This window comes from Kitasatospora sp. NPDC101235 (assembly GCF_044767505.1).
Lineage (GTDB): Bacteria > Actinomycetota > Actinomycetes > Streptomycetales > Streptomycetaceae > Kitasatospora.
On sequence record NZ_JBIWNZ010000003.1, the window covers coordinates 545,766 to 571,663 of the forward strand.

Sequence of the window (25,898 nt, forward strand, 5' to 3'; positions counted from 1 at the left end):
CCGTGCGGACCGGTCAGGCGGCGCGGGCGGCTTCCCGGGCGGGCTCGGCCTCGACGACGGCGGCGAGGTGGAACCAGCCGGCTGCGTCCCGCCGGGCGGTCAGCCGGCCGCCGACGGCCCGCAGCCGCTCGGTGAGGTTCTCGATGCCCTGCCCGCCGCCCGGTTCGCACACGGCGCCGTCCGGTTCGTGCCCAGCGCCGCCCGGTCCACGCGCAGCGCCGTCCGGTTCGCCTGGTACGCCGTCGTTGGAGATCAGCAGCCGGACCGCACCGGGGCCCGCCCCACCGGCCCGGATCTCGCAGCGCCGGGCCGCGCTGTGCCGCAGCAGGTTGGTGACCGCCTCGCGCAGCACCGTGGCCAGCACCGCGTCGAGTTCGGGCGTCAGCCCCTCGAAGTCCAGTTCGGCCTCGACCTCGATCCCGGTCGCCCGCAGCGCCGAGACCGCCGAACGTGCCTCCCGCGCCAGGGACATCCGGAGGTCGCCGCTGGAGAGCCGACGGGTGTCCGCCATCGCCTGCCGCACCAGTGCCAGCACCTCGGCGATCTCCGCGCGGGCGCGCTCCGGGTCCTCCGCGGCCAGCCGTTCGGCGAGCTGGCACTTCAGTGCCGCCACCGAGAGGCTGGAGCCGAGCAGGTCGTGCAGGTCGCGCGCGAAGCGGAGCCGCTCCCGGTCCACCGCGAGTTCGGCCAGCTCGGTCCGGGCCTCCCGCAACTCGGTGATCAGATCCGCGAGTCGGGCCACCCCGTAGACCACGATGGCGCCCACGGCGGTGGACACCGACGCGTTGACGCACTGGCCGAGGTTGCCGCCCAGCGCCGCGCAGAGCGGGTACTGGGCGGCCACCAGCGCGGCGAACAGCGCCCAGGAACGCGGTGGCGCGACGGTCAGCAGCACCGATCCGGCGAACGATCCGGGAATGCCGACCCACGCCCCGTCGAAGAGCAGGAACGGCAGGTAGGTCAGTGCCCCGTGGGCGACCAGGCTCCACGGCCACCAGCGCCGCGCCAGGCGCCACGGACCGGCGTGCCCGATCTGGAAACCGAGCAGGACCAACAGCAGTGCGACGGCGGGCAGTTGGTAGGACAGGCCGTCGTGGTTGCGGACCGTGGCGACCACCGAGGCGGTGCAGAAGCCGACGGCGACCATGACGACGATGCCCCGGGTGAGCCGCGCGAGGGGGTCGCCGGGGCCGCCCGAGCGCTTCGGCCGGGATCGATCGCCGTGGCTTCGGTCCGCGCTGTGGCCCAAGGGGAGCTCCCGGTAGACGACTCGACACGCCGCGCGCGGCGCGGGAGCCCGCTTCGCACCCGGCACGCCCCCGTACGCCCGCACCACGAGCATAGTTTCCCGCCGGAGAGGCGCCGTTGACGATCCTTCACGGTTCGTCGGCTCAGCCCAGGGTGCGGCCGATCGTCCCCTCAAGGCTGTTGAGCAGGCCGCTGAGGGCCTCGGCGAGCCGGTCCTGCTCGGCGGGGGTGAGGCCGGCCAGCAGGGCGCGGTCGTAGGCGACGAGCTCCTGGATCAGGCCGTCCACCAGCGTCCGGCCCTCCTCGGTGAGCGAGAGGTGGGCGACCCGGCGGTCCCGGTCGTCGGTGCGGCGGCTGACCAGGCCGCGCTCCTCCAGCAGCCGCAGACGCTTGGTGACGGCGGCGCCGGACGCGAAGCTCTCCCGGGCCAGCTGGGTGGGGGTCAGCTCACGGTCGAGGCGGCGCAGGGCACCGAGGATGTCGAACTCGGCACGGGTGAGGCCGGCCCGGGTGAGCGGGTCGGGGGTCTGCTGGAGCAGTGCGGCGCAGCGGTTGATCCGGCCGAGGACGGCGATCGGACCGGTGTCCAGCCCCGGGTAGGCCCGCTCCCACTGGCGCAGCACACCTGCGACGACGTCCTCCACGTGCGCTGCTCCCGTTCTGCGGCCTGCCGATCGGCTTCGATCCTAGGCCGTGTCCGGCAGGTCCCCGCGGCCACGGCGTTCCAGCAGGGCGGCCAGCAGGTGATGGGCCTGCTGCTCGGTGGCGGTGGCGCGTTGGTGCGGGAGGACGGGGCGGCGCCACTCGCCGGCGGCGGTGTCGGTGGCCTCGCGCAGTTCCAGCAGGGCGGCGGCGAGGCCGGTGCGGGCGGCGTGGGCCTCCCGGGCGCTCGCGGCGGAGACGGCGGCCAGCGCCTGGTGGCCGGCGGCCTCGGCCCCGGCCAGGGCGCGGGTCAGCCGGGCGGCGGTGCGGCGGTTGGTGACCAGCAGGCAGGCCCCGAGGCCGGCGAGCGCGCCGACGCAGGTGTCCAGCCAACGGTCGGCGACCAGTGCCCGGGCCGGCTGCGCGCCCGCGAACTCCGTCATCAGCAGCGCCAGCGGGGTGACGAAGACCGTCGCCAGCCAGTAGCTGCGGGCGATCGTCGCCTCCGCGCCGAACTGGCAGATCAGCCCGAGCCCGATCAGTGCCACCGGGCCCGAGTGCGCGAGCGGCAGCGCGGCGGTGAACAGCAGCAGGCCGAGCAGGTTGCCCAGCACCCGCTGCAGCGCGCGCTGCCAGGACAGCGTGCTGTTGGCCTGGAACACCGAGGCCGCCGTGACCACCGCCCAGTACGGCCGGCCGACGCCGAGCGCCAGCGAGAGCCACCCGGCGGCGGCGCAGCCGACCGCGACCCGCAGCGCGATCGGCAGCAGCGCCGAGCCGGGCCGCAGCGCCTGCCGCAACGGCGGCCGGGGACCGGAACGGCGGGCGGCCGCCTGCGCCTCCGCCTCGGTCAGGTCGAGCGCCGGCAGCGGGCGGCCGCGCCGCAGGTCGCGGGCCCAGCCGAGGTACCGCGCGGCGTCCTCGGGCCGGGCCGGTCCGGCCAGCGCTGCCTCCGCGCGCACCAGCAGCCGCTCGGGTGCGTCGCCGAGGGCGCGCCGCCGGGCCGGGGTGGAGAGCGCGAGGCTCTGCCAGGCCGCCTCGACCGCGCCGACCAGGGCGGTACGGGCGGCGCGGGCTGCGGCGTCCGGCCCGCCGGACTCGATCCGCAGCAGCCGGGCGGCGGCCTCCAGGGCGCGGGCGGTGGCGATCCGCTCCGGCCCGTACGGGCGCACCAGCGCGGGGGCCATGCAGACCAGCCAGGCCAGCGCGGCGCCGAGCGCGGTGAGTGCCAGGTGCGGCGGCACCTCGGCGAGCCGCTGCGGGACGAAGGCGCAGCTGGCGGAGGTGAAGGTGATGATCAGGCTGCCGGGCGGGCCGACCCGGGCGGCGTCGCAGAGCAGCTTGTGCAGCGCGGCGAGCACCGCCGCCACCGCGACCAGGACAACGGCGTCGCGGGTCAGCGCCGCAGCGGTCAGGGCGGCGGCGGTGCTGAGCACGGTGCCGAGCAGCACCGCGACCAGCATCCGGGCCCGGGCCCGGTACGGCAGGCCGTGCCCGTACAGCGCGCCCAGGCCGCCGGCGGAGGTGTAGAGGGCGAGGTCGAGCCGGCCGAGGCCGAGCAGGGTGAGGTTGAGCGCGCCGAGGGTGACCACGGCGCTGAGCGCGGGCTTGTGCCAGCCGTCCCCGGCCGGTCCGACCCGAAGTGCCTGGCGGAGCTGGGCGGTTGTGACCATGCACAAAAGGTTAGCAGGTAATTTACCTGTGAAGCATATGCCCCCGGACACCCAGGCGCAGGGGTTCCTGAAGAAAATCGCGGCCGGAGCGATGAGTTCTGCGGCGAACCCCGGTCTACCCCCATGACCGACTCGCACGACAGAAGGAACACCCCATGAACACCCTGGTCTCCACCGACGGCACCGCCCTCGCCTGCTCCGTCACCGGCTCCGGCCCGGCGGTCGTCCTGGTCGACGGCGCACTGTGCCACCGCGGCATGGGGCCGAGCGCCGCGATCGCCGAGCAGCTGGCGGGGCACCACACCGTGTGGACCTACGACCGGCGCGGGCGCGGCGGCAGCGGTGACACCGACCCCTTCGCGGTGGAGCGCGAAATCGAGGACCTGGCCGCCGTCATCGCGGCGGCGGGCGGCTCGGCCGCCGTCTTCGCCCACTCCTCCGGCGGCGCGCTCGCCCTGCGGGCCGCCGCCGCGGACATCGGCATCACCCGACTCGCCGTCTACGAGCCGCCGTTCAGCACCGAGGAGGGGCAGAGCGAGCGCTTCCGCCAGTACGTCGCCGAGCTGACGGCGGCACTCGCCGAGGAGCGCCGCGGGGACGCCGTCGCGGCCCTCATGGTCTACGCCGGGGCGCCGGCGGAGATGGTGGACGGGATGCGCGGCGCGCCGGTGTGGCCGCTGTTCGAGGCGATCGCACCGACCCTGGCGTACGACGCGGCGGCGCTCGGCGACCGGACCGGCGCGGCCGTCCCGGCGGACCTGTTGGCCACGATCGCCGTACCGACCCTGGCCCTGGACGGCGGCGCCAGCCCGGAGTCGTTGCGGGCACCGGCCCACGCGGTGGCGGCGGCCGTGCCGGGCGCCGAGTACCGGACGCTGGACGGCCAGACCCACGAGGTGGCGGCCGAGGTGCTGGCGCCGGAGCTGCTGACGTTCTTCGCCTGACGCGTCCGGGAGCACCGCCCGGTCTTCCGACGACCACCGGCGTCGCACCCGATTCCCCGTTCGAGCGGAAAGGACAAGGGTTCGATCGATGGCTGCCTGCGGGCTCCCGTCACCGGGCCCGCCCGCTCTCCCGCCGGTACGAATGGCCCCGCACGACACACCTCGGCACACCCCCTCCTCATATGATCGGAGCGACATGCGCCATGCTTGGTGATGCAGAACACTGAACGGAACTTGCGCCGGACGGCCCACCCGCCGTACGGCCGAGAAGGAGGAAGCACGTGGACGACGTTCTGCGGCGCGCCGCACTCTTCGCGGCACTCGACGACGAACAGGCCGGCGAGCTGCGCGCTTCCATGACCGAGGTCACCCTCGCCCGTGGGGAGTCGCTGTTCCACGAGGGCGACCCGGGCGACCGGCTGTACGTCGTGGCGGAGGGCAAGGTCAAGCTGCACCGCGCATCGCCGGACGGCCGCGAGAACATGCTGGCCGTGCTCGGCCCCAGCGAGATGATCGGCGAGCTGTCGCTGTTCGACCCGGGCCCGCGCACCGCGACCGCCAGCGCGCTGACCGAGGTCAAGCTGCTGGGCCTCGGCCACGGCGACCTCCAGCCCTGGCTGCACGCCCGCCCCGAGGTCTCCATCGCGCTGCTGCGGGCCATCGCCCGCCGCCTGCGCCGCACCAACGACGTGATGTCCGACCTGGTCTTCTCCGACGTGCCCGGCCGCGTCGCCAAGGCCCTGCTGGACCTCTCCCGCCGGTTCGGCGTGCAGTCCGACGAGGGCATCCACGTCGCCCACGACCTCACCCAGGAGGAGCTGGCCCAGCTGGTCGGCGCCTCCCGCGAGACGGTCAACAAGGCGCTCGCCGACTTCGCCGGCCGCGGCTGGCTGAAGCTGGAGGCCCGCGCGGTGGTCCTGCTGGACGTCGAGCGGCTGTCGCGCCGCTCGCGCTGACGCCCACCGACACGGAGGGGCCCGTCCGATCCGGACGGGCCCCTTCGCGTTCACCGGCTCAGTCTGCGCCCGGAATCAGCCCGTGCTCCTCCAGGTAGTCCAGCTGGGCCCGCACCGACAGCTCGGCGGCCGGCCAGAGCGCCCGGTCCACGTCGGCGTAGACCCGGGCCACCACCTCCGACGCGGCCCGGCAGCCCGCCTCGACCGCGGTCTCCACCTGGGCGAGCCGCGCGGCCCGGTGGGCCAGGTAGAAGTCGACGGCGCCGAGCGCGTCCGCGAGCACCGGGCCGTGGCCCGGCAGCACGGTCCGCACGCCGTGCTGGGAGGCCATGGTGTGCAGCCGGCGCAGCGAGTCCAGGTAGTCGCCGAGCCGGCCGTCGGGGTGCGCGACCATCGTCGTGCCGCGGCCGAGCACGGTGTCGCCGGTGAGCACCGCGCCGTCGTCCGGCAGGTGGAAGGTCAGCGAGTCGGAGGTGTGCCCCGGGGTGGCCACCACCCGCAGGTCCAGGCCGCCGACGTCCAGGCGCTGGCCGCCCGCCAGGCCCTCCGAGCCCAGCCGGTGCGCCGGGTCCAGGGCCCGCACCTCGGTGCCGGTCAGCTCGGCGAAGCGGGCCGCGCCCTCGGAGTGGTCGGCGTGGCCGTGGGTGAGCAGGGTCAGCGCGATTCGCTTGCCCCGCTCCTCCGCGAGGTCGATCACCCTGCGCAGATGGCCCTCGTGCAGCGGGCCCGGGTCGATCACCACCGCGAGGTCGGAGCCGGGCTCGGAGAGCAGCCAGGTGTTGGTGCCGTCCAGCGTCATCGGCGACGGGTTCGGCGCCAGCACGCACAGCGCCCGAGGGGTGGCCTCGCCGCCGACGACGGCGGTGGGGTCGCCCGGCAGGAGTCCGCTCACCGGCCACCTCCGCCGTCTCGATGCAGGGCCCGCAGCGGCAGCGCCCGGACGAGGGCGCGTTGCGCCACCTCGGCGAACGGGACCTGGCTGTCGCAGGCCGGGTCACGGGGAGTCAGGCGGCGGGCGGGCATCTCGGGCGCCGTCCGGCGAGCCACGTCGTTGTGGGTCATCGGGCGTCGGTCCTCTCTCTGCGTCGGTACGGGAAGGTCACGTCGTACGGGTTTTGCGGGTGGTCCCGGTCGGTGGAACGGTCAGGAGCCCTCGGGGAACTCCCCGTCGATGGTCAGCTCCTCGTAACCGGGCCAGCGGACCGTCAGGCGGTCGCCGCGGACCTCGGCCCGGCCCAGGACCGGCGCCAGCGGACGGTCGACCGCCGCGGTCAGGGCCTCGGCGACGCTCCGCACCGCCGACAGCTCGCGCAGCACCGTCACGGTCGGCGGCAGCATGCCGAACCGGCCCTCCCGGTGGCCCCGCACCGCCTCGGCGGGGGTCAGCCAGGCGACCCGGTCGGCCTCGCCGACCTCCAGGGCCGCGCGCTGGCCGGCCGGCAGCGCGGCGACGAAGAACCAGGTGTCGTAGCGCCGGTCCTCGAACTCCGGGGTGATCCAGCGGGCCCAGCCGCCCAGCAGGTCGCTGCGCAGCACCAGGCCGTGGTCCCGGAGGAACTCGGCGAGGGACAGCTCGTGCGCCTCCAGCGCGGCCCGCTCGGCGGACCAGTCGCGCGGCTCGGCGACGCTGTCGGCGTCCGGGCCGGCCAGCAGCACGCCGGCCTCCTCGAAGGTCTCGCGGACGGCCGCGCAGACCACCGCCCGCGCCGTCCGGGCGTCCACCCCGAGCCTGCGCGCCCACTCCTCGGGCGCCGGACCGGCCCAGCCCGGCTCGACCTCGGCGTCCCGCGGGTCCACCCCGCCACCCGGGTAGGCGTACATCCCGGCCGCGAAGGCCATCGAGGCACGCCTGCGCAGCAGGTAGGCCTCCGGCCCCTCGGCGGCGTCGCGCAGCAGCACGACGGTCGCGGCGGGCCGGGGCACCGGCGGGGTCACCGCTCCGGATTCGACCGCCCGGATCCGGGCGGGCCAGCCGGGCGGCATCGGGAGCGTCGTCGCTCGATGGTCCATGCCCGGATGCTAGGGCGTGTCCGACAATTCCCGCCAGGCTCACGAATCGATCGGACACACCCCGGCAACACGGAGGCGGGGCCGGACGGACCCGGCCCCGCCTCCGCGATCGCACTCAGGCGGTCTTGATGCGCGCCTGGAGCTCGACCTCGACCGGGGAGTCCAGCGGCAGCACCGCGACGCCGACGGCGCTGCGGGCGTGCACGCCCGCGGCGCCCAGCACCTTGCCGAGCAGCTCGCTGGCGCCGTTGACGACGGCCGGGACACCGATGAAGTCGGGGGCGGCGGCGACGAAGCCGACGACCTTGACGATCCGCTCGATCCGGTCGAGGTCGCCGATCACCGACTTCACGGCGGCCAGGGCGTTCAGCGCGCAGATCTGCGCGAGCTCCTTGGCCTCCTCCGCGGAGACCTCGGCGCCGACCTTTCCGGTCGTCGGCAGCTTGCCCTCGACCACCGGGAGCTGGCCGGAGGTGAACACGAGGTCGCCGGACAGCACGGCCGGCACGTACGCGGCGACCGGGGCGGCCACCGGCGGCAGGGTCAGACCCAGCTCGGCGAGCTTCTCCTCGACCTTGCTCATGCGCTCTTCTCCCGCTTGAAGTAGGCCACCAGCTGCTCCGGGTTCGGGCCGGGCACGACCTGGACGAGCTCCCAGCCGTCCTCGCCGAAGTTGTCCAGGATCTGCTTGGTGGCGTGCACCAGCAGGGGCGCCGTCATGTATTCCCACTTGGTCATGGCCAGACTCTAGACGAGCCGTCACGGTGATCCGCGCCGCCCGGCGCGAGGCGTGTGAGGTGGGGCACAAAGAGGGCATGATCGGGCCTGGCGGCCCAGGTGCCCCGGGCATCCGGCGCGCTCCCTGGTTACCCTCGCGAGAGGGCACCCTGGTGAGGGGCACCCTCGCCAGGAGGGGACGCCCGTAGGACGGAGACGGACGGAGACGGAGCGTGGCACGCACCCCCGGCCAGGCGGCCCGGCGCGACCCCGACTGGGAGGGCGTCCGGCTGCACGTGGTCAGCGGCAAGGGCGGCACCGGGAAGACCACCCTGGCCGCGGCACTGGCCCTGGCACTCGCCGCCGACGGCGGACGGGTGCTGCTGATCGAGGTCGAGGGCCGGCAGGGCATCGCCGAGCTGTTCGGGATCGCCGCGCTCCCGTACGAGGAGCGCCGGATCGCCTCGGTCTCCCGCGCCCAACTGGGGCTGCCCGCCGGGGAGGGCGGGCCCGGCGAGGTGTTCGCGCTGGCGATCGACACCGAGCTGGCGCTGCTGGAGTACCTGGAGATGTTCTACAAGCTCGGCCGGGCCGGGAAGGCGCTCCAGAAGGTCGGCTTCGTCGACTTCGCCACCACCATCGCGCCGGGCGTGCGGGACGTCCTGCTCACCGGCAAGGCCTGCGAGGCGACCAGGCGCAAGGACCCGGACGGGCGGCGGCGCTACGACGCCGTGGTGATGGACGCCCCGCCGACCGGGCGGCTGACCCGGTTCCTGAACGTCAACGCCGAGGTCGCCGGGCTGGCCCGGATCGGCCCGATACACACCCAGGCGCAGGCCGTGATGCGGGTGCTGAAATCGCCGGAGACCGCGGTGCACCTGGTCACCCTGCTGGAGGAGATGCCGGTGCAGGAGACGGTCGACGGCATCGAGGAGCTGCGCGAGGCGAAGCTCCCGGTGGGCGGGGTGATGGTCAACCTGGTCCGGCCGCCGGTGCTGGACGCCGCGGCGGTGGCCGCGGTGGACGGGGACCACCGCGAGGCGGTCGCCCTGGCGCTCGGGGAGGCCGGGCTCGGCGGCCGCACGCGCACCGCGGAGAAGGTCCGGGCGGCGGTGGAGCCGCTGCTCGACCCGTTGCTGGACCAGGCCAGGGAGCACGCCGAGCGGGTGGAGCTGGAGCGCGCGCAGCGCGCCGACATCCAGCAGCTGCGGCTCCCGACGTACGAACTGCCGCTGCTCGGCGAGGGCGTGGACCTCGGCGGGCTGTACCGGCTGGCGGGCGAACTGAAGCGGCAGGGGGCGGCATGACCACCAACGGCAGGGCCACCGACGGCACGGTGACCGACGGGGTCCGGAGCACCGGGCGGCGACTCGCGGTGGACGAGCTGATCGACGACCCGAAGACCAGGATCATCGTCTGCTGCGGCTCCGGCGGCGTCGGCAAGACCACCACCGCCGCGGCGCTCGGCCTGCGGGCGGCCGAGCGCGGCCGCAAGGTCGTGGTGCTGACCATCGACCCGGCCCGCCGGCTCGCCCAGTCGATGGGCCTGACCGAGCTCGACAACACCCCCCGGGTGGTCAAGGGGGTCACCGGCATGGAGGGGGCGCCGCTCCGCGACTCGGACGAGGACGGTGGTGGGAGCCGGGAGGGCGAGCTCCACGCCATGATGCTGGACATGAAGCGGACCTTCGACGAGGTCGTGCTGGCCCATGCCGAGCCCGGACGGGCCAAGGCGATCATGGAGAACCCCTTCTACCAGTCCCTGTCGGCCGGCTTCGCGGGCACGCAGGAGTACATGGCGATGGAGAAGCTCGGGCAGCTGCGCGCCGCCGAGGAGTGGGACCTGATCGTCGTGGACACCCCGCCGTCCCGCTCGGCGCTGGACTTCCTGGACGCGCCCAACCGGCTCGGGTCCTTCCTGGACGGCCGGGTGATCCGGATCCTCACCGCCCCGGCCAAGGTCGGCGGGCGCAGCGCGATGCGCTTCCTGAACGCCGGGATGGGTCTGCTCACCGGCACCCTGGGCAAGATCTTCGGTGCCCAGCTGCTCACCGACGTACAGACCTTCGTCAGCGCGATGGACTCGATGTTCGGCGGCTTCCGGGAGCGCGCGGACCGCACGTACCAGCTGCTCAAGGCGCCGGGCACGGCGTTCCTGGTGGTGGCCGCACCGGAGCGGGACGCGCTGCGCGAGGCGGCGTACTTCGTGGACCGGCTGGCCGCGGACCGAATGCCGCTGGCCGGGCTGGTGCTCAACCGGGTGCACGGCACGGGCGCACCGCAGCTCACCGCGGAGCGGGCGCTGGCGGCCGCCGAGGCACTGGAGGAGAACGGCTCGGAGCACGCCTCGCCCACGGCGGAGGTGCTCGCGGCCGGACTGCTGCGGCTGCACGCCGAGCGGATGCAGATCATGGGGCGCGAACGCCGCACCCGCGACCGCTTCGTCTCGGTGTACCCGGACGTGCCGATCGTGGAGGTGCCGGCGCTGCCGGGCGACGTGCACGACCTGGACGGACTGCGGGCCATCGGGGACCGGCTCAACGGCGCGGTGTAGCCCGCGCCCGAGGGGCCGACCGGCCGGACCGCACGGTGCGGCCGGGCTCAGCCCGCCTGGGCGTAGTCCGTCAGTATCACGCCGGTCGCGAGGGACTCCTCGTACTCGGTGCGCGCCGTCTCCAGCAGCTTCCGCCACGAGATGACGGTCGGGCGGCGGCGCAGCAGCGCCCGGCGCTCGCGCTCCGTCATCCCGCCCCACACTCCGAACTCCACCCGGTTGTCCAGGGCGTCCGCGAGGCACTCCGTCCGGACGGGGCAACCGCTGCACACCGCCTTCGCGCGGTTCTGTGCCGCCCCCTGGACGAACAGTTCGTCCGGATCACTCGTGCGGCAGGCGGCCTGCGCACTCCAGTCGTCAACCCAGCCCATGCCGGCGCCGTCCTCTCCCGTATCGAGGCTCCCCCACGGCGGCAACGGCACATTCACCGTTGCCAGTTGAGGACGTTACGGAAGAACGACAGCTTGCAACAGCCCCTTCGGGCTCAATCTCGAATGACCCGATTGGACTATGGGTATCGATCAGCTCACTCGTTGGAGTGATCGCAGGTCGCGTGCCTTGCCAAAGGCAGAACACCCACTCTTGTCACAGGCGCCATCACGGAGTGCAACCAATCACGCGGACACAGCGGACCCCAACCGCCTCAAAACCCGGCCATCGACGGGCAATTCGGGCAAGTCTCCTCGCCCACAAGAGTGAATGATGTTGACGCACCGAAGCTGTCGCAAGCTTGTGACAAGCCTAGGCGAACACCTGCCCCCGCGTGCAGGATTCCGCAACGTAGGGTTCTCCCCATGGCACCGAAGCGCCCACAGGCATCCCAGCCCCCAGGCAACACCGGAGCTCCGCGCGGCAGGACCGGCGGATCACCGTTGGAGCACGCCGGCAACGGCGTGAAGTTCCTGGGCGTCAGCGTGCTCTCCGGAGTCCTGCTGGCAGGGCTCGCTCTGCCCGCCGTCGGCGCCATCGGGCTGACCGCCAAGGACACGGCGGAGAGCTTCGACAACGTCCCCGACGACTTCAAGACCCCGCCGCTCACCCAGGCCACCCAGATCTTCGACGCCAAGGGCGGCCTCATCGCCAAGGTCTACGAGCGCGACCGCACCGTCATCACCGCCGACCAGATGTCACCGTTCATGCGGCACGCCCAGGTCGACATCGAGGACGCCCGCTTCTACGAGCACGGTGCCGTCGACCTCAAGGGCGTCCTCCGCGCGATCAGCAAGAACGCGGAGAGCGGGACCACCTCCCAGGGCGCCTCGACGCTGACCCAGCAGTACGTCAAGAACGTCAACGTGGAGAAGGCCGGCGACGACCAGGCGGCCGTCCTGGAAGCCCAGCGCAAGACCCTGGGCCGCAAGATCCAGGAACTCAAGGTCGCCATCAAGCTGGAGGAGGACCTGTCCAAGGACCAGATCCTCACCAACTACCTCAACATCACCTTCTACGGCCACCAGGCCTACGGGGTGGAGGCCGCCTCCCAGCGCTACTTCAGCAAGAGCAACAAGGACCTGACCATCGCCGAGGCCGCCACGCTGGCCGGCATGGTGCAGAACCCGTCGTCCTACGACCCGGTGCGCTACCCCGAGAACACGGTCAAGCGCCGCAACGTCGTGATCGACAAGATGCTGGAGAACAAGCACATCACCGCCGACCAGGCGAAGGAGGCGAAGGCCGCCCCGCTGGGTCTGAAGTACAAGGACCCGCAGAACGGCTGCATCACCGCCCAGGCCGGGATGGGCTTCTTCTGCGACTACGTCCGCCACGTGGTCAAGCAGGACCCGGCCTTCGGCAAGAGCGCCGACGAGCGCAAGAAGGTGTGGAACACCGGCGGTCTGAACATCTACACCACGCTGGACCCGGACAAGCAGGCCGCCGCCCAGAACGCCGTCACCAAGAAGGTCTTCGTGACCGACCCGGTGTCGGCGGCCGCGACCATGATGGAGCCGGGCACCGGCAAGATCCTGGCGATGGCCCAGACCCGCCCGTACGGCCTGGACCCGAACAAGAACCAGACCGTCGTCAACCTCAACGTGGACGCCGCGATGGGCGGCGGCAACGGCTTCCAGACCGGTTCGACCTTCAAGCCGATCCTGGCCGCGGCGGCGCTGGAATCGGGCATGCCGAACACCCAGGCGTTCCCGTCCGAGAACAAGATCGAGTACCCGCAGATGTCCACCTGCACGGGCACCTGGAAGAACACCGTCAAGCCCAAGGAGACGGTGAAGAACGAGCAGGACAGCGAGATCGGGCCGTACCAGCTGAAGGAGGCCATGGCCCGCTCGGTCAACACCTACTTCGTGCAGATGGAGCAGCAGGTCGGCCTCTGCGCGATGAAGCAGATGGCGAACAAGCTGGGCATCACCCAGTCCGCCAAGGGCGACCAGTTCCAGGAGGTGCCCTCGATGGTCCTCGGCACCCTGGAGCTCTCCCCGCTGACCATGGCGAACGTCTACGCGACCTTCGCCGCCCGCGGCAAGTACTGCACCCCGGTCGCGATCAACAAGATCACCACGGTGGACGGCAAGGACGTCCCGGTCCCGCAGTCCCAGTGCAGCCAGGCCTTCTCCGAGCAGACCGCGGACTCGCTCAACGCCGTCCTGCTGAACGTGACCGAGAAGGGCACCGCCGCCGCCCTGACCATGGACGACGGCCGCAAGATCGCGGGCAAGACCGGTACCACCGACGAGAAGAAGGCCGCCTGGTTCAGCGGCTACACCCCGTCGCTGGCCACCGCGGTCTGGCTCGGCGGCCCGGCCGGCGGCGTCAAGATGAAGAACATCACCATCGGCGGCAAGCCCTTCACCGAGGTGTTCGGCGCCGACGGCCCCGGCCCGATCTGGGCGATGGCGATGAACCAGGCGCTCAAGGGGACCCCGCTGGAGCCGATCCAGACCGCCAACATCCCGGACCCGCAGCCGGCCGCTCCCCCGGCGGCCCCGCCGGCCGACCCGAACGCCCAGCAGCCCGGCGGCAACCCGCCGCAGCAGGGCGGCAACCCCGGGCAGCCCGGCGGTCAGCCCGGTGGCTTTCCTGGTGGGCTGCCCGGTGGACTGCCCGGCGGGTTCACCTTCCCGCCCGGCCCCGGGAACGGGAACGGCGGCCGGCACGGCGGCGGCAACGGGAACGGCTGACCCGCCCTCCCGGCCACCGGCCGAGGAACATGCCGAAGGGGCGCCCTCCCGTACGGAGGGCGCCCCTTCGGCGTGCTGCCGGGGCGGCGGGGGTGCGCCGGATCAGGACAGGGCGGCCTTCACGGCGGCGGCCACCCGACCGCCCTCGGCCAGACCGTCGACCTTGGGCTTCACCAGCTTCATGACGGCGCCCATCGCCTGGGGGCCGCTCGCGCCGCTCTCGGCCACGGCGGCCGCCACGATCGCGGCCAGCTCCTCGTCGGAGAGCTGCTTGGGCAGGTAGCCCGCCAGTACCTCGCCCTCGGCCAGCTCCCGCGCCGCCTGCTCCGCCCGGCCGGCGGTGCCGAAGGCCTCGGCCGCCTCCCGGCGCTTCTTCGCCTCGCGGCCGATCACCTTCAGCACGTCGGCGTCGGACAGCTCGCGCTTCTGCTTGCCCGCCACCTCCTCGCTGGTGACGGCGGCCAGCGTGAGCCGGATGGTGGACGCGCGCAGCTCGTCCCGGTCCCTGATGGCAGCCGTGAGGTCCTCCTGCAGCTGCTCCTTGAGCGTTGTCATTTCCTCTTCTTATCCTTCGGCTGTGGGTGGGCTCAACCGGGTTTCCCGTGGGCGTCCACCGGGGGTTTCCGCAGATGCACGAGTATGCCCCGTCAACCCCGGCCGGCCTTCGCCCGACGGCGCGCCGGACGAGGACGGTCCGGACCGGGAACGGGCGTCGGTCGGGTCCGTGAACAATCGATGATGGGAGCCGGAACCGGGCGACGGGATTCGGCCAAGGTGGCCGATAATTCTCGCACAATCTCGGACGAAATGCCGAAAATTGCTGGAGCCGACACGAAGTTGCCGGTCCGGAACGGGCAGATCGAACGTTGTGACCGCTTCGCTGAAATAGTCCGCGTAGTACACTCGTTCGCGCGTCGCTTGAGCAGCCCGATGGCGGCGATCACCTCACCGTCGATTCACCGTCGAAGACCGCCCCGAACAGTTGCGACAAACCGTCACCACGTCCCCGATTCATTATTCCACGGCACTGACACACTGCTGCCCAGGCCCCCTGCGGCCCTGACACCTTGCGGCGCGGGCGCCCGGCCCGAGCGTTCACGCCTGCGCTCCACCCGGCCGCCCGACCGCCCGGCCGGCAGTGATCGTTTTTCGGAGTGATTGGCGCCGCCATAAATCGGCGCATTGTTTCTGGTTTTTATTCTGCTCACGACAGCAGGAAGCGCGGGGGAATGGACAACAATCAACTTCGCTCGATGTTGGTAACCCAACGAAAGATGATCGGATGGAGCCAGGAGCAGCTAGCCGAGCACTCCACGGTAAGTGTCCGAACCATTCGCAATCTGGAGACCGGCGTCATCAAGAATCCGCGGCGCAGTTCCGTGGAGCTCCTGGTGGGCGCGCTGTTCTCCGCGGCGACCGACCGGGACGCCGCCCTGCTCTCCCAGGCAGTCCGGTCGGCCGCGCCGGCCGGACTGCTCCCCGCCCGGCCGGAGCCCGGACCGCCGGCCCGCGTCGCCGAGCTCCCGGACAACGCGCGGTGGCGTGGGCTGCGCCCCAAGACGGACATCACCGTCGGCCGCCGGGCCGACCTGCTGCACGTCACGACCGCCCTGCGACCGGGCCGTCCGCTGGTGCTCACCGGGCCGGCCGGGGTCGGCAAGACCCGGCTGGCGCTGGACTCGGCCGCCCACCTGCTGGACCGCTTCCGGGACGGCGTCGTGGTCCTGGAACTCGGCTCGGTCACCCCCGAGGGCGTCGATGCGGCAGCCGCCTCGGCCCAGGCCCAGCGCGCGCTCGACACCCTCTTCCGGAGCCTCGACCGCGACCCGCGGACCAACCCCGAGCTGCAGATGCTGCTGGTCGTCGACAACGCCGAGCACGTCATCGACACGGTGGCCCGGCAGGTCAGGGCGCTGCTGGAACGGCACCCGGCGCTCCACATCGTGATCACCTCGCTGCGGGCGCCCGCCGGGGTCCCCGCCGACCTGTGGGAAGTGTCGCCGCTGTCGGTCGACCGCCCGGACGGCCCCTACGGCTGCCCGCCCGCCGCCGAACTGTTCTGCCGGCGGGTGCACTCGGTCGCCCCGACGCTGGACCTCGGCGACCAGATGCCACAGGTGGTCGAGCTCTGCCGGCGCCTCGGCGGTCTCGCGCTCGCGATCGAGAACGCCGCCGTCCGGATGCGCTCGGTGCCCCTGCACGTCCTCGTGGACGAGTACCGGGTGCTGCCGATCCTGGGCCAGGAGGAGGTCGGCGGGCTCTCCCACCACCGCTCGCTGCACCGCAGCCTCGCCTGGGCGTACGGACTGCTCGACGAACGGCAGCGCCGGGCGCTCAGACGGCTCTCCCGGTTCCCCGAGGAGTTCTCCATCGACGACGTCCGGCAGCAGCCGGTCGACGGCGGCCGGGAGCCCTCCCGCAATCTCGACGTCCTGGCCGAGCTGGTCGACTTCTCCGTCGTCCAGGTGAAGCGCGGCCACCAGTACGCGTACCGGGTCCCCCGGATGATGCGCGAGTACGTCAACGCCATTCCGGCCTGAGGCCGGGCCGCACCGCCGCACCACCGCACCGTCAGCTCGCCGGCCCCTCCCGGCCCTTTCCGGCCCTTTCCGGCCTCTTCCGGCCTCTTCCGGCGGGGACGGTCGCACCGCCGTGCCCGGAGTACCGCTCCGGGCACGGCGCGGAGCGCTCCCGCGATCCGTCTCCCCGCCGCTCTGCCGCCCGGGGCCGGCGCCTCCGCAGACGGACTCCCCGGCGAAGACCGTTGCACCGGCCGTCGGCGCCGCCCATGCCCCCGCGCTCTGTAACCCCTCTTCCCGGTTACACCTATCCTGGTCGCATGACCGACGGAGACGACGGACCCGACGCAGCCGGCCGGAGCACCGCCGGCGGGCAGCCCACCAGCCCGCCCGGGCTGGTCCTCACCACCCCCGGCGGCAGCCGCTTCCACTTCGATCCCGGCGCCCTCTGCCTCGAACTGCTCACCACCGGCGGCCCCGGCCCGTACGCCCGGTACGAGGTGCTGCACCGGCCCGCCGACCTCGCCGCCTGGCTCCCGCCGTCCCGGCTGCGGCTGCCCGCCGACGCCGTACGGATCTCCCCCGCCGAGCTCGCCACCGTCCGTACCCTGCGCGACGCGCTGTGGCGCCTCGCCGCCGCCCGCGCCCACGGCGGCCCGGGCGAGCCCGAGGACTACGCCGTCCTCAACCGGACCGCCGAGCACCCGCCGCTGGTCCCCCGGATCGCCCCGGACGGCACCGCGGCCGCCCCGCTGCCCGCCGACGGCGCGCAGCTGGCCTCCACCCTCGCCCGGGACGCCATCGCCCTGCTCACCGGCCCGTACGCGGACCGGATCCGGGAGTGCGGCGCGCACGACTGCCGGCTGATCTTCGTCGACACCTCGCGGCCCGGCCGTCGCCGCTGGTGCTCGATGGAGCGCTGCGGCAACCGCCACAAGGTCCGCGCCCTGCGTGCCCGCCGCGACTGCGAGGAGGCGCCCCCGGCCTCCGCCGTCCCCGCCGACTCCGGGCGTGCGCCGGCTGATCGACCGTCTGAGAGCATGGGCTGATGCGACCGCTGTACTCCGTTCCCCTCGGCATCGCCGCCGCCGGCGCCGCCTGTCTCGCCTACTCCGTCGGGTACGAGGTCCGGGCCTTCCGCCTCCGCCGGATCGAGGTCCCCGTCCTCCCGCGCGGCGCCCGCCCGATCCGGGTCCTCCAGGTGTCCGACATCCACATGGTGAGCGGGCAGGGCAAGAAGCAGCGCTGGCTGAAGAGCCTGGCCGGCCTGCGCCCCGACCTGGTGGTCAACACCGGCGACAACCTCTCCGACCCGCTCGGCGTCCCGGCCACCCTCGACGCGCTCGGGCCGCTCATGGAGTTCCCGGGCGTCTACGTCTTCGGCTCCAACGACTACTACGGCCCGGCCCGCAAGAACCCGGCGCGCTACCTCCAGGCCATGCGCAGCGGCGCCCACGGCATGAACAACCCCGACGGCACCGCCCGCCGCGGCATCACCGGCGCCGTCCACAACCCGTGGGAGAAGCTCCGCGACGGCTTCGACGGGGCCGGCTGGCTCGACCTCACCAACACCCGCGGCCGGCTCACCGTGAACGGGCTCGACCTGGAGTTCACCGGCCTCGACGACCCACACATCCGCCGCGACCGCTACAGCGAGGTCGCCGGCGGCCCCTCCGCCGACGCCGACCTCTCCCTCGCCGTCGTCCACGCGCCCTACCTGCGCGTCCTCGACGCCTTCACCGCCGACCGCTACCCGCTGATCCTGGCCGGCCACACCCACGGCGGCCAGCTCTGCATCCCCTTCTACGGCGCCCTCGTCACCAACTGCGACATCGACACCCGCCGGGTCAAGGGCCTCTCCACCCACACCGCCGGCGGCCACCGCTCCTACCTCCACGTCTCGGCCGGCTGCGGCACCAACCGCTACACCCCCGTCCGCTTCGCCTGCCCCCCCGAGGCCACCCTCCTCACCCTCACCCCGGCCCCCCACTGACCCCCACCGGACGCCCGCCCGGAACCGGATTTCGTGTCTCGGCGAGCGTCCGGTAGAGTTCTACTCGTCGCGAAGGAGACGGAGCGACAAACCGCAAGACCGGGGTGTGGCGCAGCTTGGTAGCGCGCTTCGTTCGGGACGAAGAGGCCGTGGGTTCAAATCCCGCCACCCCGACCCAGTAAGACCAGCTCAGGGCCGGTCTCCCGCAAGGGAGACCGGCCCTGACTGGCTTTTCGGGGGCTCTCGGGAGAATCCTGGGAGAAATCCTCCGGAAAACCGATCTCCCAGGGTTACCGCTGAGGCGCCCTCAGCAGGGCATCGAGAACCGCCACGGGCGAGCCCGGCGACATCCGCCGGCGGATTTCGAGTGACGCGAGCCACATCCGGTTCAGCCCCTCCATGAGGTCCCGACGCATCTCGGGCGTGATGTGGGAGTAGCGAGCCTGGACGGAGCCGTCCTCGTGCCCCATCCGCTCGTCTTTGAGCTTCGGCGGCGTCCGCAGCTCGTCCATCATCGTCTTGTGCGCGTGCCGCAGCCCATGCGGGGTGAGTCCCCGGGCAATCGGCAGCCAGCAGGCCTGCGCGCGGGCGGCGGCTCCCCGACCACGGGCCGGGATGCCGGGCCACGGCTCGGCCAGCACGGGCACCGGACGGGCCTCCTCCGGCGCCTTCTTCGGGTACCAGCCGGTGGCGGCCGGCTGGAACAGCCACGTGGCGAACCCGTTCCTCCGCCAGTGCGCCGCGTTCTCCCCGGACGCCTGCCACCGGATGTAGCCGAGATCGGCCATGGCCTTCTCCACCCTCACCCGGGTGCCCTCGGCCACCGCCGCCGGGCGGTTGAGCACGTTGGACACGGTCCCGGTGGAGACGCCAGCGGCCCGGGCGACGTCGGTCAGCTTCGCGCCGGGCCGCTGTGCCGCGCCATTGGCCGCGCCGTGCCCGCTGAACAGGTACCGCAGGCCATGGCACTCGCAGGGCGCCTGCTTCGACCGCGCCGCCTGCCCGGCAAGCAGGGCGGACAGGAAGTCTGGGGAGTCGATCGTCCGGTAGGAATCGTCCTTGGGCGGGCAGCGGTGCAGTTCCCCGGAGTCCAGCTCGTACAGCTGGTGCTCGACCCGGACGGCTGCTGGCCGGACGAACTCGGTCTCCAGGCCGACGATTTCGCCCCATCGCATGCCGGTGTAGCCCTTGAGCACGACGGCAACGAACTCGTCCTCGCGGCCCGAGAGCAGCGCCGCCCGCTCAGCGATCAGCAGGATGCCGAGGGCGTCGGTCACCACCTTCTCGGGGCCGCGGTTGCGTGAGCGGCCAGCCCGTTTGCCCCGACCGCGGCGGCGGGTCGCCGGGTTGGAGTCCCGCACCCCCTCGTCCACGGCGTCGGCGAGGACCAGGTGCAGCGTGCCGCGCCACGTCTTGATGCTGCTGGCCGCGTAGCCGCGCTCGCGCTCCTTCCGCTCCCAGGCGTCGACATCGCCCTTGGTGATCTCGCTGATCAGGGCATCTTCGAACTCCGGGAGGAGGTGCTCCTCGATGTGCCGCTTGTAGTTCTGCATGGTGGAGGCAGCGAGGTCCTGGCCCTCGTACCAGCCGCTCGCGTACTCGCCGAAAGTCATCTGCTCAGGCTCCGGAGCAGCGAGCGGTTGAGCAGCTTCCTTGGCAACCTCCTCCTCGGCAACCGCAGCGGCCTTCTCGGCCGCGCGCTTGGTCTTGAAGCGGACCGCCTTCCCGTTGGCGTCCTTCACGGTCCCGTACTTGCCGGGTGCGATCTTGTACCGGGCGCGCCAGTAGTCACCGCGGTTCTCGCCGTATCCCAATGTGATCTCTCTGTGACAGGGGCCCGCCCGGTGGCGTCACCGGGCGGGCATATGGGTGTGGTCAGGCAGCGTCCTGCTGGTGGAGCGCCGCCCTGCGCGGCATTCGCGCGCGAAGCCGGGCAGCGGGCCGGGCCTGCTGCGGGTCACGGACCGGCTTCTTCAGGACCGCGACGGCGGCGGCCTGGGTCGGCGGTGCGGCCACAGCGGCCGGCCGCACCTCGTACATGCGGACGATCTCGGCAAACTGCTCGGCCGTGAAGCGGTAGGCACGTCCGGGCTTGGTGAAGGGGATACGTCCGCGACGAGCCTGTTCCTTCACCCACCACTCGGACATGCCGATGGCCTTGGCGACGTCGGCCGGGTAGTAGAGCGGCGACAGTGCGCCCCTGTCCTTAGGCATGCGGGACCCTCCAGATGATCGGCGGCGGGGCTTGGCCCCTTCCTTCTCTGAGGTCCGCTACCGCCGCTACTCCGCTACCGCGCTGGTCAGACGGGGTGTTGTGGTAGCGGATGGGGTAGCGGTAGCGGATCGGTGCGGCTAGCCGACGGTGGTCAGTTCGGCCGTGGTTTCGGTGGTGGGGGTCGGAGAGGTAGCCGCTACCGCTACCTCTCCCGCTACCGGAAAGAGGGCCCTGACCTGCGCGGTAGCGGGGGTAGCGGCGGTAGCGGATTCCTCGGGCAAGGGCGGGCAGTAGCGCAGCCACGCGTCGGCGAGGTCCTCGGCGTAGTAGCCCTTGAGCGCCGTCTTGCCGGTCTTGATGTTGCGGGGGCGGATCGGCTTGCCGGCGGCGGTGACGTACCCGCCGAGCATCTGGGACAGGGTCCGGGTGGTGAACGTACGGCCGTCGAGGTCGGCCCAGGGTGCGTCGTCGAGGTCGTTGAGCCGCTCGACGAGTGCGTTGCTGAGCATGCGCTCGGCGCCGTCGAAGATAGCCCGCAGATCGGTCAGCAGTCGGATGCCGAGGGATCCGCTGTCGTCGGCCCTGGCGGTCTTGACCAGGTGGACGCAGGCGGCACGGGCCCGCTTGGGCCAGTGCCCCCCTGCGGCATCGGCGACGGCAAGCAGGGGTTCCCAGACGTCGGCGGGGCGGTCGGAGACGCCCTCGGGCATCTCGGGCCAGGCGCCGTCGACCTTCTCGCGCACGGAGTTGGCCCAGGCGGCAAGGCGGTCGCGCAGTGCGTGTCCTTCGGGTTCGTGGATCCGCTGGCGGAACGACTCGGCCTTCTCGTTGGGTGCGCGGCGCCGCATGCGGATGACGACGGACCGGCCCATGATCGTGTCGGGGAGGTCGCCGAGGCCAGCGAGGGCGAGGGCGGCGTAGACGGGGAACTTGACCACCTTGTGGTTGTCGCCCTCGCGGACGCTGCGGGTGACGCCTCCGGTGCGGCGGTAGCCGGAGTTGATGAGGCCGCGCAGGTCCTCGTTTCCGGCGGCCTTGGGGCCGAAGACGGTGTCGACTTCGTCGAACAGGATCGTGGGCAGGCCGTCGTCGCCGCCGGAGATGGAGCGGAACAGGGCGCTGGCGCTGATGTCGTTGGTGACCAGCGGGTTGGGCGTGAGGGTCTGGACGATTTCCAGGGCGCGGGTCTTGCCGCTCTCGGGTTCCGGGGAGAGGAACGCCAGTCGGGGGGTGGTCTCGAAGCAGTCCATGAGGTGGGTGTGGGCGTCCCACAGGGTGACGGCGACGTAGGCGTGTTCGCTGGGGAAGATGTTGAAGCGGCGGTGGTGCCGCTCGACCTCGTCGAGCAGGGTGGCGCCGTCCTCGGCCGTGGTGGTGACGGGCGTGGTGGGATCGGTCATGCTGGCCTCTCCAGTTCTGTTGGGGCTGGTTGGGAGCGGGCCGCCAGTCTTTGGTCGGGCAGGCGGCCCGCTTCGGGCACGTCAGGCGGCCTGAGCGCCGGCGGTGGTGAAGCCGCGGTCGACGGCGCGGGTGGCGTAGTCATGCGGGACACCGACCGCGACGGCGGCGTCGATGAGCTGCCGGGCGATGGTGCCGAGATCGCACGGGCCGGGGCAGCGGGCGTGCTGGGCCGCGAGGAAACGCGCAACGCCGAACGTCTGCGATCCGGCGCCGGTCTCCGGGCAGTCCGCGATTTTGGCGAGGCCCCGGTGCAGCCCGGTGTTGACGTAGCGGTCGGTGTGGCGGCACCCGTGGCCCACGGTGCGGGTCCACGGCGGCGGGGGTGAAGAGGCCACCCGCGCGCCATTCGCCGGCGGCCGGGTGGCATCTTCCTTGACCACCAGGGCGCGGACGGCGTCGGGCAGCGGCGTCATGGTGCCGGCGCCGTAGCCGAGCCAACGGGCGTACGCCATGGCCGACTTGATGTCGACGCCGGGGCGGACGGCGTTGGCCGAGGCCATGGCGCCCCGGTAGACCCAGTGCTCGCCCCGGGTGGTGGTCACGGTGAGCGTCGGTGGCAGGGCGGTGCGGGCCCAGGTGACGGCTTCGGCGTTGTCGAGGTCTACCACGGTCAGGCCGGCGCCGCCCGGGTGGTAGGCCACCGCTTCGGCCTCCCGCCAGGCTCGCAGCCACGGCGGGCCGGTCAGGACGGCGGGATCGGTGGTGGCGGCGGCCCACGCGTGGCAGGGCGCTGGGCAGGTGCACGGGCCCGGGTCCTTCATGTTCGGCCGGCCGCCGCAGGCGTTGTCCTTACAGGCCGGGCAGTTGCCGACCGGGCGTTTCCCGGCCCGCAGGGGCAGCACCGGAAGTTCGAGCCGGCCCAGTTCGAGGGCCAGTTGGAGGATGGGGTTCACGCCGGTCTCCAGACGTCGGCGGGGGCTGCTGCGCGGCGTGCTGTTCGGCGCAGACCTTGTGTGCGGGTCTGCGCTGCTCGTCGCGAAGCGGGGTGGGGCGACCGCACCAGCGGCAGGGCCGAGGGCCGGTGCGGTCGTAGTGGTGGGCGTCTCGCCAGTCCAGGACGGCCGCCACGACGGTGGTCCTACGCGGCCAGTGCGGCGGGCGCGGCGCCGAGTTGGGCGGCGGCTTGTCGGCCGACTAGCCGCGTGTAGTCCGGGGGGATGGCCTCGGCGATCTCGCGGCGGACGGTGGTCCAGTGGATGCCCATGGCGTCCTGCCACTCGGGCACGGTGCCCTTGCCGCCGCCGCTGCCGTAGACCTGGAAGTACCGGCCCTCCTTGGGGCTGACGTACCGGCCGTGTCGGTAGCCGATGGTCAGGCCCCGGTGCGGGACGTGCGGCGGCTGGTCGAGCAGCAGCCCGCCACCGGCCTCGAAGTTGCGGTGTCTGAGCACCCGTCGGCCGAACATCTCCCCGCACAGCGTGAGGTCGATCCTCATGCGCTTGGATGCCCGGCCGGGGGGCTGTTCGATGACGTACGGGCGGCCGGTGGACTCCAGCGCCTCGCGGGTGGGTTCGAGCAGGTCCGCGTACTGGTCGCGGCGGGCGGAATTGGTGCCGGCGGTGAGCGTGCAGTCGAACTGGCAGGGCGGCCCGGCGGAGATCAGGTCGAACCGCCGGCCGTGGGCGGCGATGGTGTCGACTGCGTCCCCTTGCAGGAACGGGAAGGGGTAGCGGGGCTGGTCGAGGATGTCGACGCCGACGACGTCGAACCCGGCCAGCCAGAACCCCATGCCGGCACCGCCGATGTTGCAGTAGGCGTCCAGCACGGTCAGGCCGTTCCACCGTCGCGCGGGCAGCCACCCGGCCGCCGGGCGGAGGTCGAGGGACAGCTCCGGGGCGGTCACTGGGCGCCGCCGAGCAGGTCGTCCAGGATCACGAGCGTGAAGCGGGCGAAGTCGGGCATGCTTGGTCCCATCTCTGAGGGGATGCACGGCCCCGCACCGACCGCCTGTCTTGGCGGATTGCCGGTTGGTGTGGGGTTTCGTGCTGTGCGGCAGCGGGTCTGCCGGTCCCCCGCACCGTCCGGGCCCCGGCCGCTGGCTGCGGCGGTGGTCCGGGCGGCACGGCCGGTCGGGCAGGCCGGTTAGAACGGCGGCTCGGTGGAGTAGGTGGGCGGGGTCCACCCGAAGAGCGCGCGGGCGATCCAGCGGGGTACCGGCAGCAGCCGCCGCACCCGGCCGGGATCCCAGCAGGCGCAGTGCAGATACTCGAAGCCGCCGTCTTCGCCGCCGTCGTCGGTGAACTCCTCGGCCCACTCGCCGACGCCGTCGCAGTCCGGGCACTTCGGGTCGGCAGTGTCGGCCAGCTCGATCACGGGATCCGGCCAGGGGTTGAAGCGCATTCGCATACGGGCCATGACGGTTCCTCCGGTCAGCGGTTGCGGTTGGAGACGGTGACGTTGACGTTCACGGCGCCCTGCCCGCCCCCGCCGCCGGAGCCGCGGGTCTTGGCGAGGCAGTAGGCGCCGGCGCCGATGACTGCGAGTCCGCCGAGGCTGCTGCCTGCGGCGGCCACGGCCTGGAGGGCGTAGCCGATACCGAGTCCGGCGGCGCCGAGGCCGATGCCTCCGGCGGCGAGGCGGGCGGGCCACGGGTCGCGGCCCGGCACCGTCGGGGCGGGGGCCGGGATGACGACGGTGGGCTGCTGCGGGACAACGGGGTGGGCGTAGACGGGAGCGGGCTGCGGCGGGGCCTGGTAGAGGGCGGGCGGTGCGGTGAGCGGGGCGGCGGCGTACAGGGGTTGGCCCTCGGCGGTGTAGAGCACCGGGGCGGCGGGCTGCGGGTACGGAGTGTGGTTCACGGTGCTTCTCCCGTCGGGGGTGGGTGGGTTAGTGGCCGGAGACGATCCGGGTGACGGTGGCGAGGATGTTGTTCACCGGGTCGGCCATGCCGGTGGAGGCGAGGGTGAAGCCGCTCAGCCAGAGCACGAGGGCGGTGGGCAGGGAGACGCGACGGCCGCGGATGAGGACGGCGGAGAGGATCGCGAAGACGATGGTGATGCTGAGCGAGACGATCACGGCGAGGCCCTTCCGGCGGGTGCTGTGTGGGTGTGGAGCGGCCCGCCCGCGTGGTGTCGGGGCGGGCCGTGGCGCCTGTCATCCGGGGTGTCATCGGGCCTGTCTGTCACCTGTCACCTGTCACCTGTCTGTCACCTGTAATCCGCAGGTCACAGGGGGGATGACAGCTCTCTGCGCTCCGAGGGACCCCCCTTTCGCGGGCGGGTGACAGGTGACAGACAGGCGGACTTGGTCAGGCGTCGGGGGCGTGGTCGCGGTGGACGTAGCGGGTCTTGCTGCCCTCGCCGATCCGGATCGCGTCGCCGTTTTCGACCCACGTCTTGAGCCAGTTTTGGAGGACAGGGCGGCGAGTGCCGTAGGTGTCCTTCATGGCCCGCTCCATGGCTGAGGCACCGGTTCCTTCCGGGCCGGCGTCGCGCAGCAGCCGCAGGGCGGCGTCCTTGGCGCCCGGGGTCTCGGGCGCGGACTCCTCGCGGCCGGTGGTCCAGGTGGACGGGTCGGCCCAGTCGGTACCGTCCGGGGTGTCGCCGTCCTTGGTGGCGGAGGGCAGCAGCCAGATCGACTCCAGCTCGTCGTCCGGCGCGGCCGGGGGCGTGTCCCACCCGGCGGTGGCCTTCCACCCGCCGGCCGGAGCGCCGCCCTTGGCCGGGCGGGCGGGCGCGGGGCCGGCCATGGTGGTCGTCGCGGCCGGGGTGGCACCGGCGGTGACGGGTTCGGTGCCAGCCCAGAGGTGGCCGCAGCGGTCCATGGTCCAGCGGTCGGTGTAGTCGGTGCCGGCCGCTTCGAGGGAGGGGGCGTCGAGGGCGGGGCGGCGGTG

At 72.8% G+C, this 25,898-nt stretch carries 26 protein-coding genes, 1 tRNA gene and 1 pseudogene; 9 read left to right on the forward strand and 19 right to left on the reverse strand.

Annotation, left to right across the window (positions count from 1 at the left end; all coding sequences use genetic code 11):
* Positions 1 to 13: 13 nt before the first annotated feature.
* The 3 genes from ACIRRH_RS08640 to ACIRRH_RS08650 all read right to left on the reverse strand — a co-directional run bounded on the left by ACIRRH_RS08640 (position 14) and on the right by ACIRRH_RS08650 (position 3,563).
* On the reverse strand, positions 14 to 1,249 hold the full coding sequence (locus ACIRRH_RS08640) for a sensor histidine kinase (RefSeq protein WP_403063592.1): 1,236 nt from the start codon (positions 1,247 to 1,249) through the stop codon (positions 14 to 16).
* Between the two features lie 142 nt (positions 1,250 to 1,391).
* Positions 1,392 to 1,892, reverse strand: a complete 501-nt coding sequence (locus tag ACIRRH_RS08645) for a MarR family winged helix-turn-helix transcriptional regulator (RefSeq protein ID WP_403063595.1) — start codon at positions 1,890 to 1,892, stop codon at positions 1,392 to 1,394.
* A 42-nt stretch (positions 1,893 to 1,934) separates the two neighbouring features.
* The gene (locus ACIRRH_RS08650) at positions 1,935 to 3,563 is read right to left on the reverse strand and encodes an FUSC family protein (RefSeq protein WP_403063597.1); all 1,629 of its coding nucleotides are present in this window, start codon (positions 3,561 to 3,563) and stop codon (positions 1,935 to 1,937) included.
* 155 nt (positions 3,564 to 3,718) lie between these two features.
* Between ACIRRH_RS08650 and ACIRRH_RS08655 the strand changes: the two genes are divergently transcribed.
* Positions 3,719 to 4,507 carry an alpha/beta fold hydrolase gene (locus ACIRRH_RS08655; protein WP_403063600.1) on the forward strand — a complete coding sequence of 263 codons (789 nt, stop codon included), beginning with the start codon at positions 3,719 to 3,721 and terminating at the stop codon, positions 4,505 to 4,507.
* A 281-nt stretch (positions 4,508 to 4,788) separates the two neighbouring features.
* Entirely contained in the window at positions 4,789 to 5,463 is a 675-nt protein-coding gene (locus tag ACIRRH_RS08660; RefSeq protein WP_030060009.1) for a Crp/Fnr family transcriptional regulator, read from the forward strand.
* A gap of 58 nt (positions 5,464 to 5,521) precedes the next feature.
* Here ACIRRH_RS08660 and ACIRRH_RS08665 read toward each other — a convergent pair whose 3' ends face one another.
* From ACIRRH_RS08665 to ACIRRH_RS08685, 5 genes are all read right to left on the reverse strand, one after another.
* On the reverse strand, positions 5,522 to 6,355 hold the full coding sequence (locus ACIRRH_RS08665) for an MBL fold metallo-hydrolase (RefSeq protein ID WP_403063603.1): 834 nt from the start codon (positions 6,353 to 6,355) through the stop codon (positions 5,522 to 5,524).
* A complete protein-coding gene (locus ACIRRH_RS08670) occupies positions 6,352 to 6,525 on the reverse strand; it encodes a hypothetical protein (RefSeq protein WP_224284581.1) in 174 nt (57 codons plus the stop codon). Before ACIRRH_RS08670 ends, ACIRRH_RS08665 begins: the two co-directional genes overlap by 4 nt.
* Positions 6,526 to 6,606: 81 nt before the next feature.
* Positions 6,607 to 7,473, reverse strand: coding sequence for an NUDIX hydrolase (locus tag ACIRRH_RS08675; RefSeq protein ID WP_403063606.1), 867 nt, complete (start codon positions 7,471 to 7,473; stop codon positions 6,607 to 6,609).
* A 115-nt stretch (positions 7,474 to 7,588) separates the two neighbouring features.
* Positions 7,589 to 8,056 carry a RidA family protein gene (locus ACIRRH_RS08680; protein ID WP_224283742.1) on the reverse strand — a complete coding sequence of 156 codons (468 nt, stop codon included), beginning with the start codon at positions 8,054 to 8,056 and terminating at the stop codon, positions 7,589 to 7,591.
* Entirely contained in the window at positions 8,053 to 8,211 is a 159-nt protein-coding gene (locus ACIRRH_RS08685) for a DUF4177 domain-containing protein (protein ID WP_158835332.1), read from the reverse strand. The genes ACIRRH_RS08680 and ACIRRH_RS08685 overlap by 4 nt, the downstream gene beginning before the upstream one ends.
* Positions 8,212 to 8,423: 212 nt before the next feature.
* Between ACIRRH_RS08685 and ACIRRH_RS08690 the strand changes: the two genes are divergently transcribed.
* Positions 8,424 to 9,497 carry an ArsA-related P-loop ATPase gene (locus tag ACIRRH_RS08690; RefSeq protein ID WP_403063610.1) on the forward strand — a complete coding sequence of 358 codons (1,074 nt, stop codon included), beginning with the start codon at positions 8,424 to 8,426 and terminating at the stop codon, positions 9,495 to 9,497.
* Positions 9,494 to 10,744, forward strand: coding sequence for an ArsA family ATPase (locus ACIRRH_RS08695; RefSeq protein ID WP_403063613.1), 1,251 nt, complete (start codon positions 9,494 to 9,496; stop codon positions 10,742 to 10,744). Before ACIRRH_RS08690 ends, ACIRRH_RS08695 begins: the two co-directional genes overlap by 4 nt.
* Positions 10,745 to 10,791: 47 nt before the next feature.
* Here ACIRRH_RS08695 and ACIRRH_RS08700 read toward each other — a convergent pair whose 3' ends face one another.
* Positions 10,792 to 11,115, reverse strand: coding sequence for a WhiB family transcriptional regulator (locus ACIRRH_RS08700; RefSeq protein WP_195911063.1), 324 nt, complete (start codon positions 11,113 to 11,115; stop codon positions 10,792 to 10,794).
* A 501-nt stretch (positions 11,116 to 11,616) separates the two neighbouring features.
* On the opposite strand from ACIRRH_RS08700, the gene ACIRRH_RS08705 reads away from it, so the two are divergent.
* On the forward strand, positions 11,617 to 13,878 hold the full coding sequence (locus ACIRRH_RS08705; protein ID WP_403063616.1) for a transglycosylase domain-containing protein: 2,262 nt from the start codon (positions 11,617 to 11,619) through the stop codon (positions 13,876 to 13,878).
* 102 nt (positions 13,879 to 13,980) lie between these two features.
* Here the strand turns inward: ACIRRH_RS08705 and ACIRRH_RS08710 are convergent, their stop codons facing one another.
* Positions 13,981 to 14,433, reverse strand: a complete 453-nt coding sequence (locus ACIRRH_RS08710; RefSeq protein WP_363380203.1) for a GatB/YqeY domain-containing protein — start codon at positions 14,431 to 14,433, stop codon at positions 13,981 to 13,983.
* Positions 14,434 to 15,152: 719 nt separating this feature from the next.
* Here ACIRRH_RS08710 and ACIRRH_RS08715 point away from each other — a divergent pair.
* From ACIRRH_RS08715 to ACIRRH_RS08730, 4 genes are all read left to right on the forward strand, one after another.
* Complete coding sequence (locus ACIRRH_RS08715; protein ID WP_403063619.1) at positions 15,153 to 16,418, forward strand: helix-turn-helix domain-containing protein; 1,266 nt, start codon at positions 15,153 to 15,155, stop codon at positions 16,416 to 16,418.
* Positions 16,419 to 16,717: 299 nt separating this feature from the next.
* Positions 16,718 to 17,446: a CGNR zinc finger domain-containing protein gene (locus tag ACIRRH_RS08720; protein WP_403063622.1), complete on the forward strand. Its 729-nt coding sequence runs from the start codon at positions 16,718 to 16,720 to the stop codon at positions 17,444 to 17,446.
* Positions 17,446 to 18,390, forward strand: coding sequence for a metallophosphoesterase (locus ACIRRH_RS08725; protein WP_403063624.1), 945 nt, complete (start codon positions 17,446 to 17,448; stop codon positions 18,388 to 18,390). The genes ACIRRH_RS08720 and ACIRRH_RS08725 overlap by 1 nt, the downstream gene beginning before the upstream one ends.
* A 100-nt stretch (positions 18,391 to 18,490) precedes the next feature.
* Positions 18,491 to 18,564: transfer RNA gene (locus ACIRRH_RS08730), tRNA-Pro, on the forward strand.
* Positions 18,565 to 18,680: 116 nt separating this feature from the next.
* Here ACIRRH_RS08730 and ACIRRH_RS08735 read toward each other — a convergent pair.
* The 9 genes and pseudogenes from ACIRRH_RS08735 to ACIRRH_RS08775 form a co-directional block, all read right to left on the reverse strand.
* A complete protein-coding gene (locus ACIRRH_RS08735) occupies positions 18,681 to 20,204 on the reverse strand; it encodes a tyrosine-type recombinase/integrase (protein ID WP_403063627.1) in 1,524 nt (507 codons plus the stop codon).
* 61 nt (positions 20,205 to 20,265) lie between these two features.
* Positions 20,266 to 20,604 (reverse strand): helix-turn-helix domain-containing protein, encoded by a 339-nt coding sequence (locus ACIRRH_RS08740; protein WP_403063630.1) that lies wholly within the window; start codon positions 20,602 to 20,604, stop codon positions 20,266 to 20,268.
* Positions 20,605 to 20,742: 138 nt separating this feature from the next.
* Positions 20,743 to 22,005 (reverse strand): DUF3631 domain-containing protein, encoded by a 1,263-nt coding sequence (locus ACIRRH_RS08745; protein ID WP_403063632.1) that lies wholly within the window; start codon positions 22,003 to 22,005, stop codon positions 20,743 to 20,745.
* 81 nt (positions 22,006 to 22,086) lie between these two features.
* Positions 22,087 to 22,959 carry a DNA primase gene (locus ACIRRH_RS08750; RefSeq protein WP_403063635.1) on the reverse strand — a complete coding sequence of 291 codons (873 nt, stop codon included), beginning with the start codon at positions 22,957 to 22,959 and terminating at the stop codon, positions 22,087 to 22,089.
* Between the two features lie 185 nt (positions 22,960 to 23,144).
* On the reverse strand, positions 23,145 to 23,909 hold the full coding sequence (locus tag ACIRRH_RS08755) for a DNA methylase (RefSeq protein ID WP_403063638.1): 765 nt from the start codon (positions 23,907 to 23,909) through the stop codon (positions 23,145 to 23,147).
* 239 nt (positions 23,910 to 24,148) lie between these two features.
* The gene (locus tag ACIRRH_RS08760; RefSeq protein WP_403063641.1) at positions 24,149 to 24,421 is read right to left on the reverse strand and encodes a hypothetical protein; all 273 of its coding nucleotides are present in this window, start codon (positions 24,419 to 24,421) and stop codon (positions 24,149 to 24,151) included.
* Between the two features lie 14 nt (positions 24,422 to 24,435).
* On the reverse strand, positions 24,436 to 24,864 hold the full coding sequence (locus ACIRRH_RS08765; RefSeq protein ID WP_403063644.1) for a hypothetical protein: 429 nt from the start codon (positions 24,862 to 24,864) through the stop codon (positions 24,436 to 24,438).
* 28 nt (positions 24,865 to 24,892) lie between these two features.
* The gene (locus ACIRRH_RS08770) at positions 24,893 to 25,081 is read right to left on the reverse strand and encodes a hypothetical protein (protein WP_403063647.1); all 189 of its coding nucleotides are present in this window, start codon (positions 25,079 to 25,081) and stop codon (positions 24,893 to 24,895) included.
* Positions 25,082 to 25,313: 232 nt separating this feature from the next.
* A pseudogene (locus ACIRRH_RS08775) lies at positions 25,314 to 25,898 on the reverse strand (hypothetical protein); the annotation flags it as partial.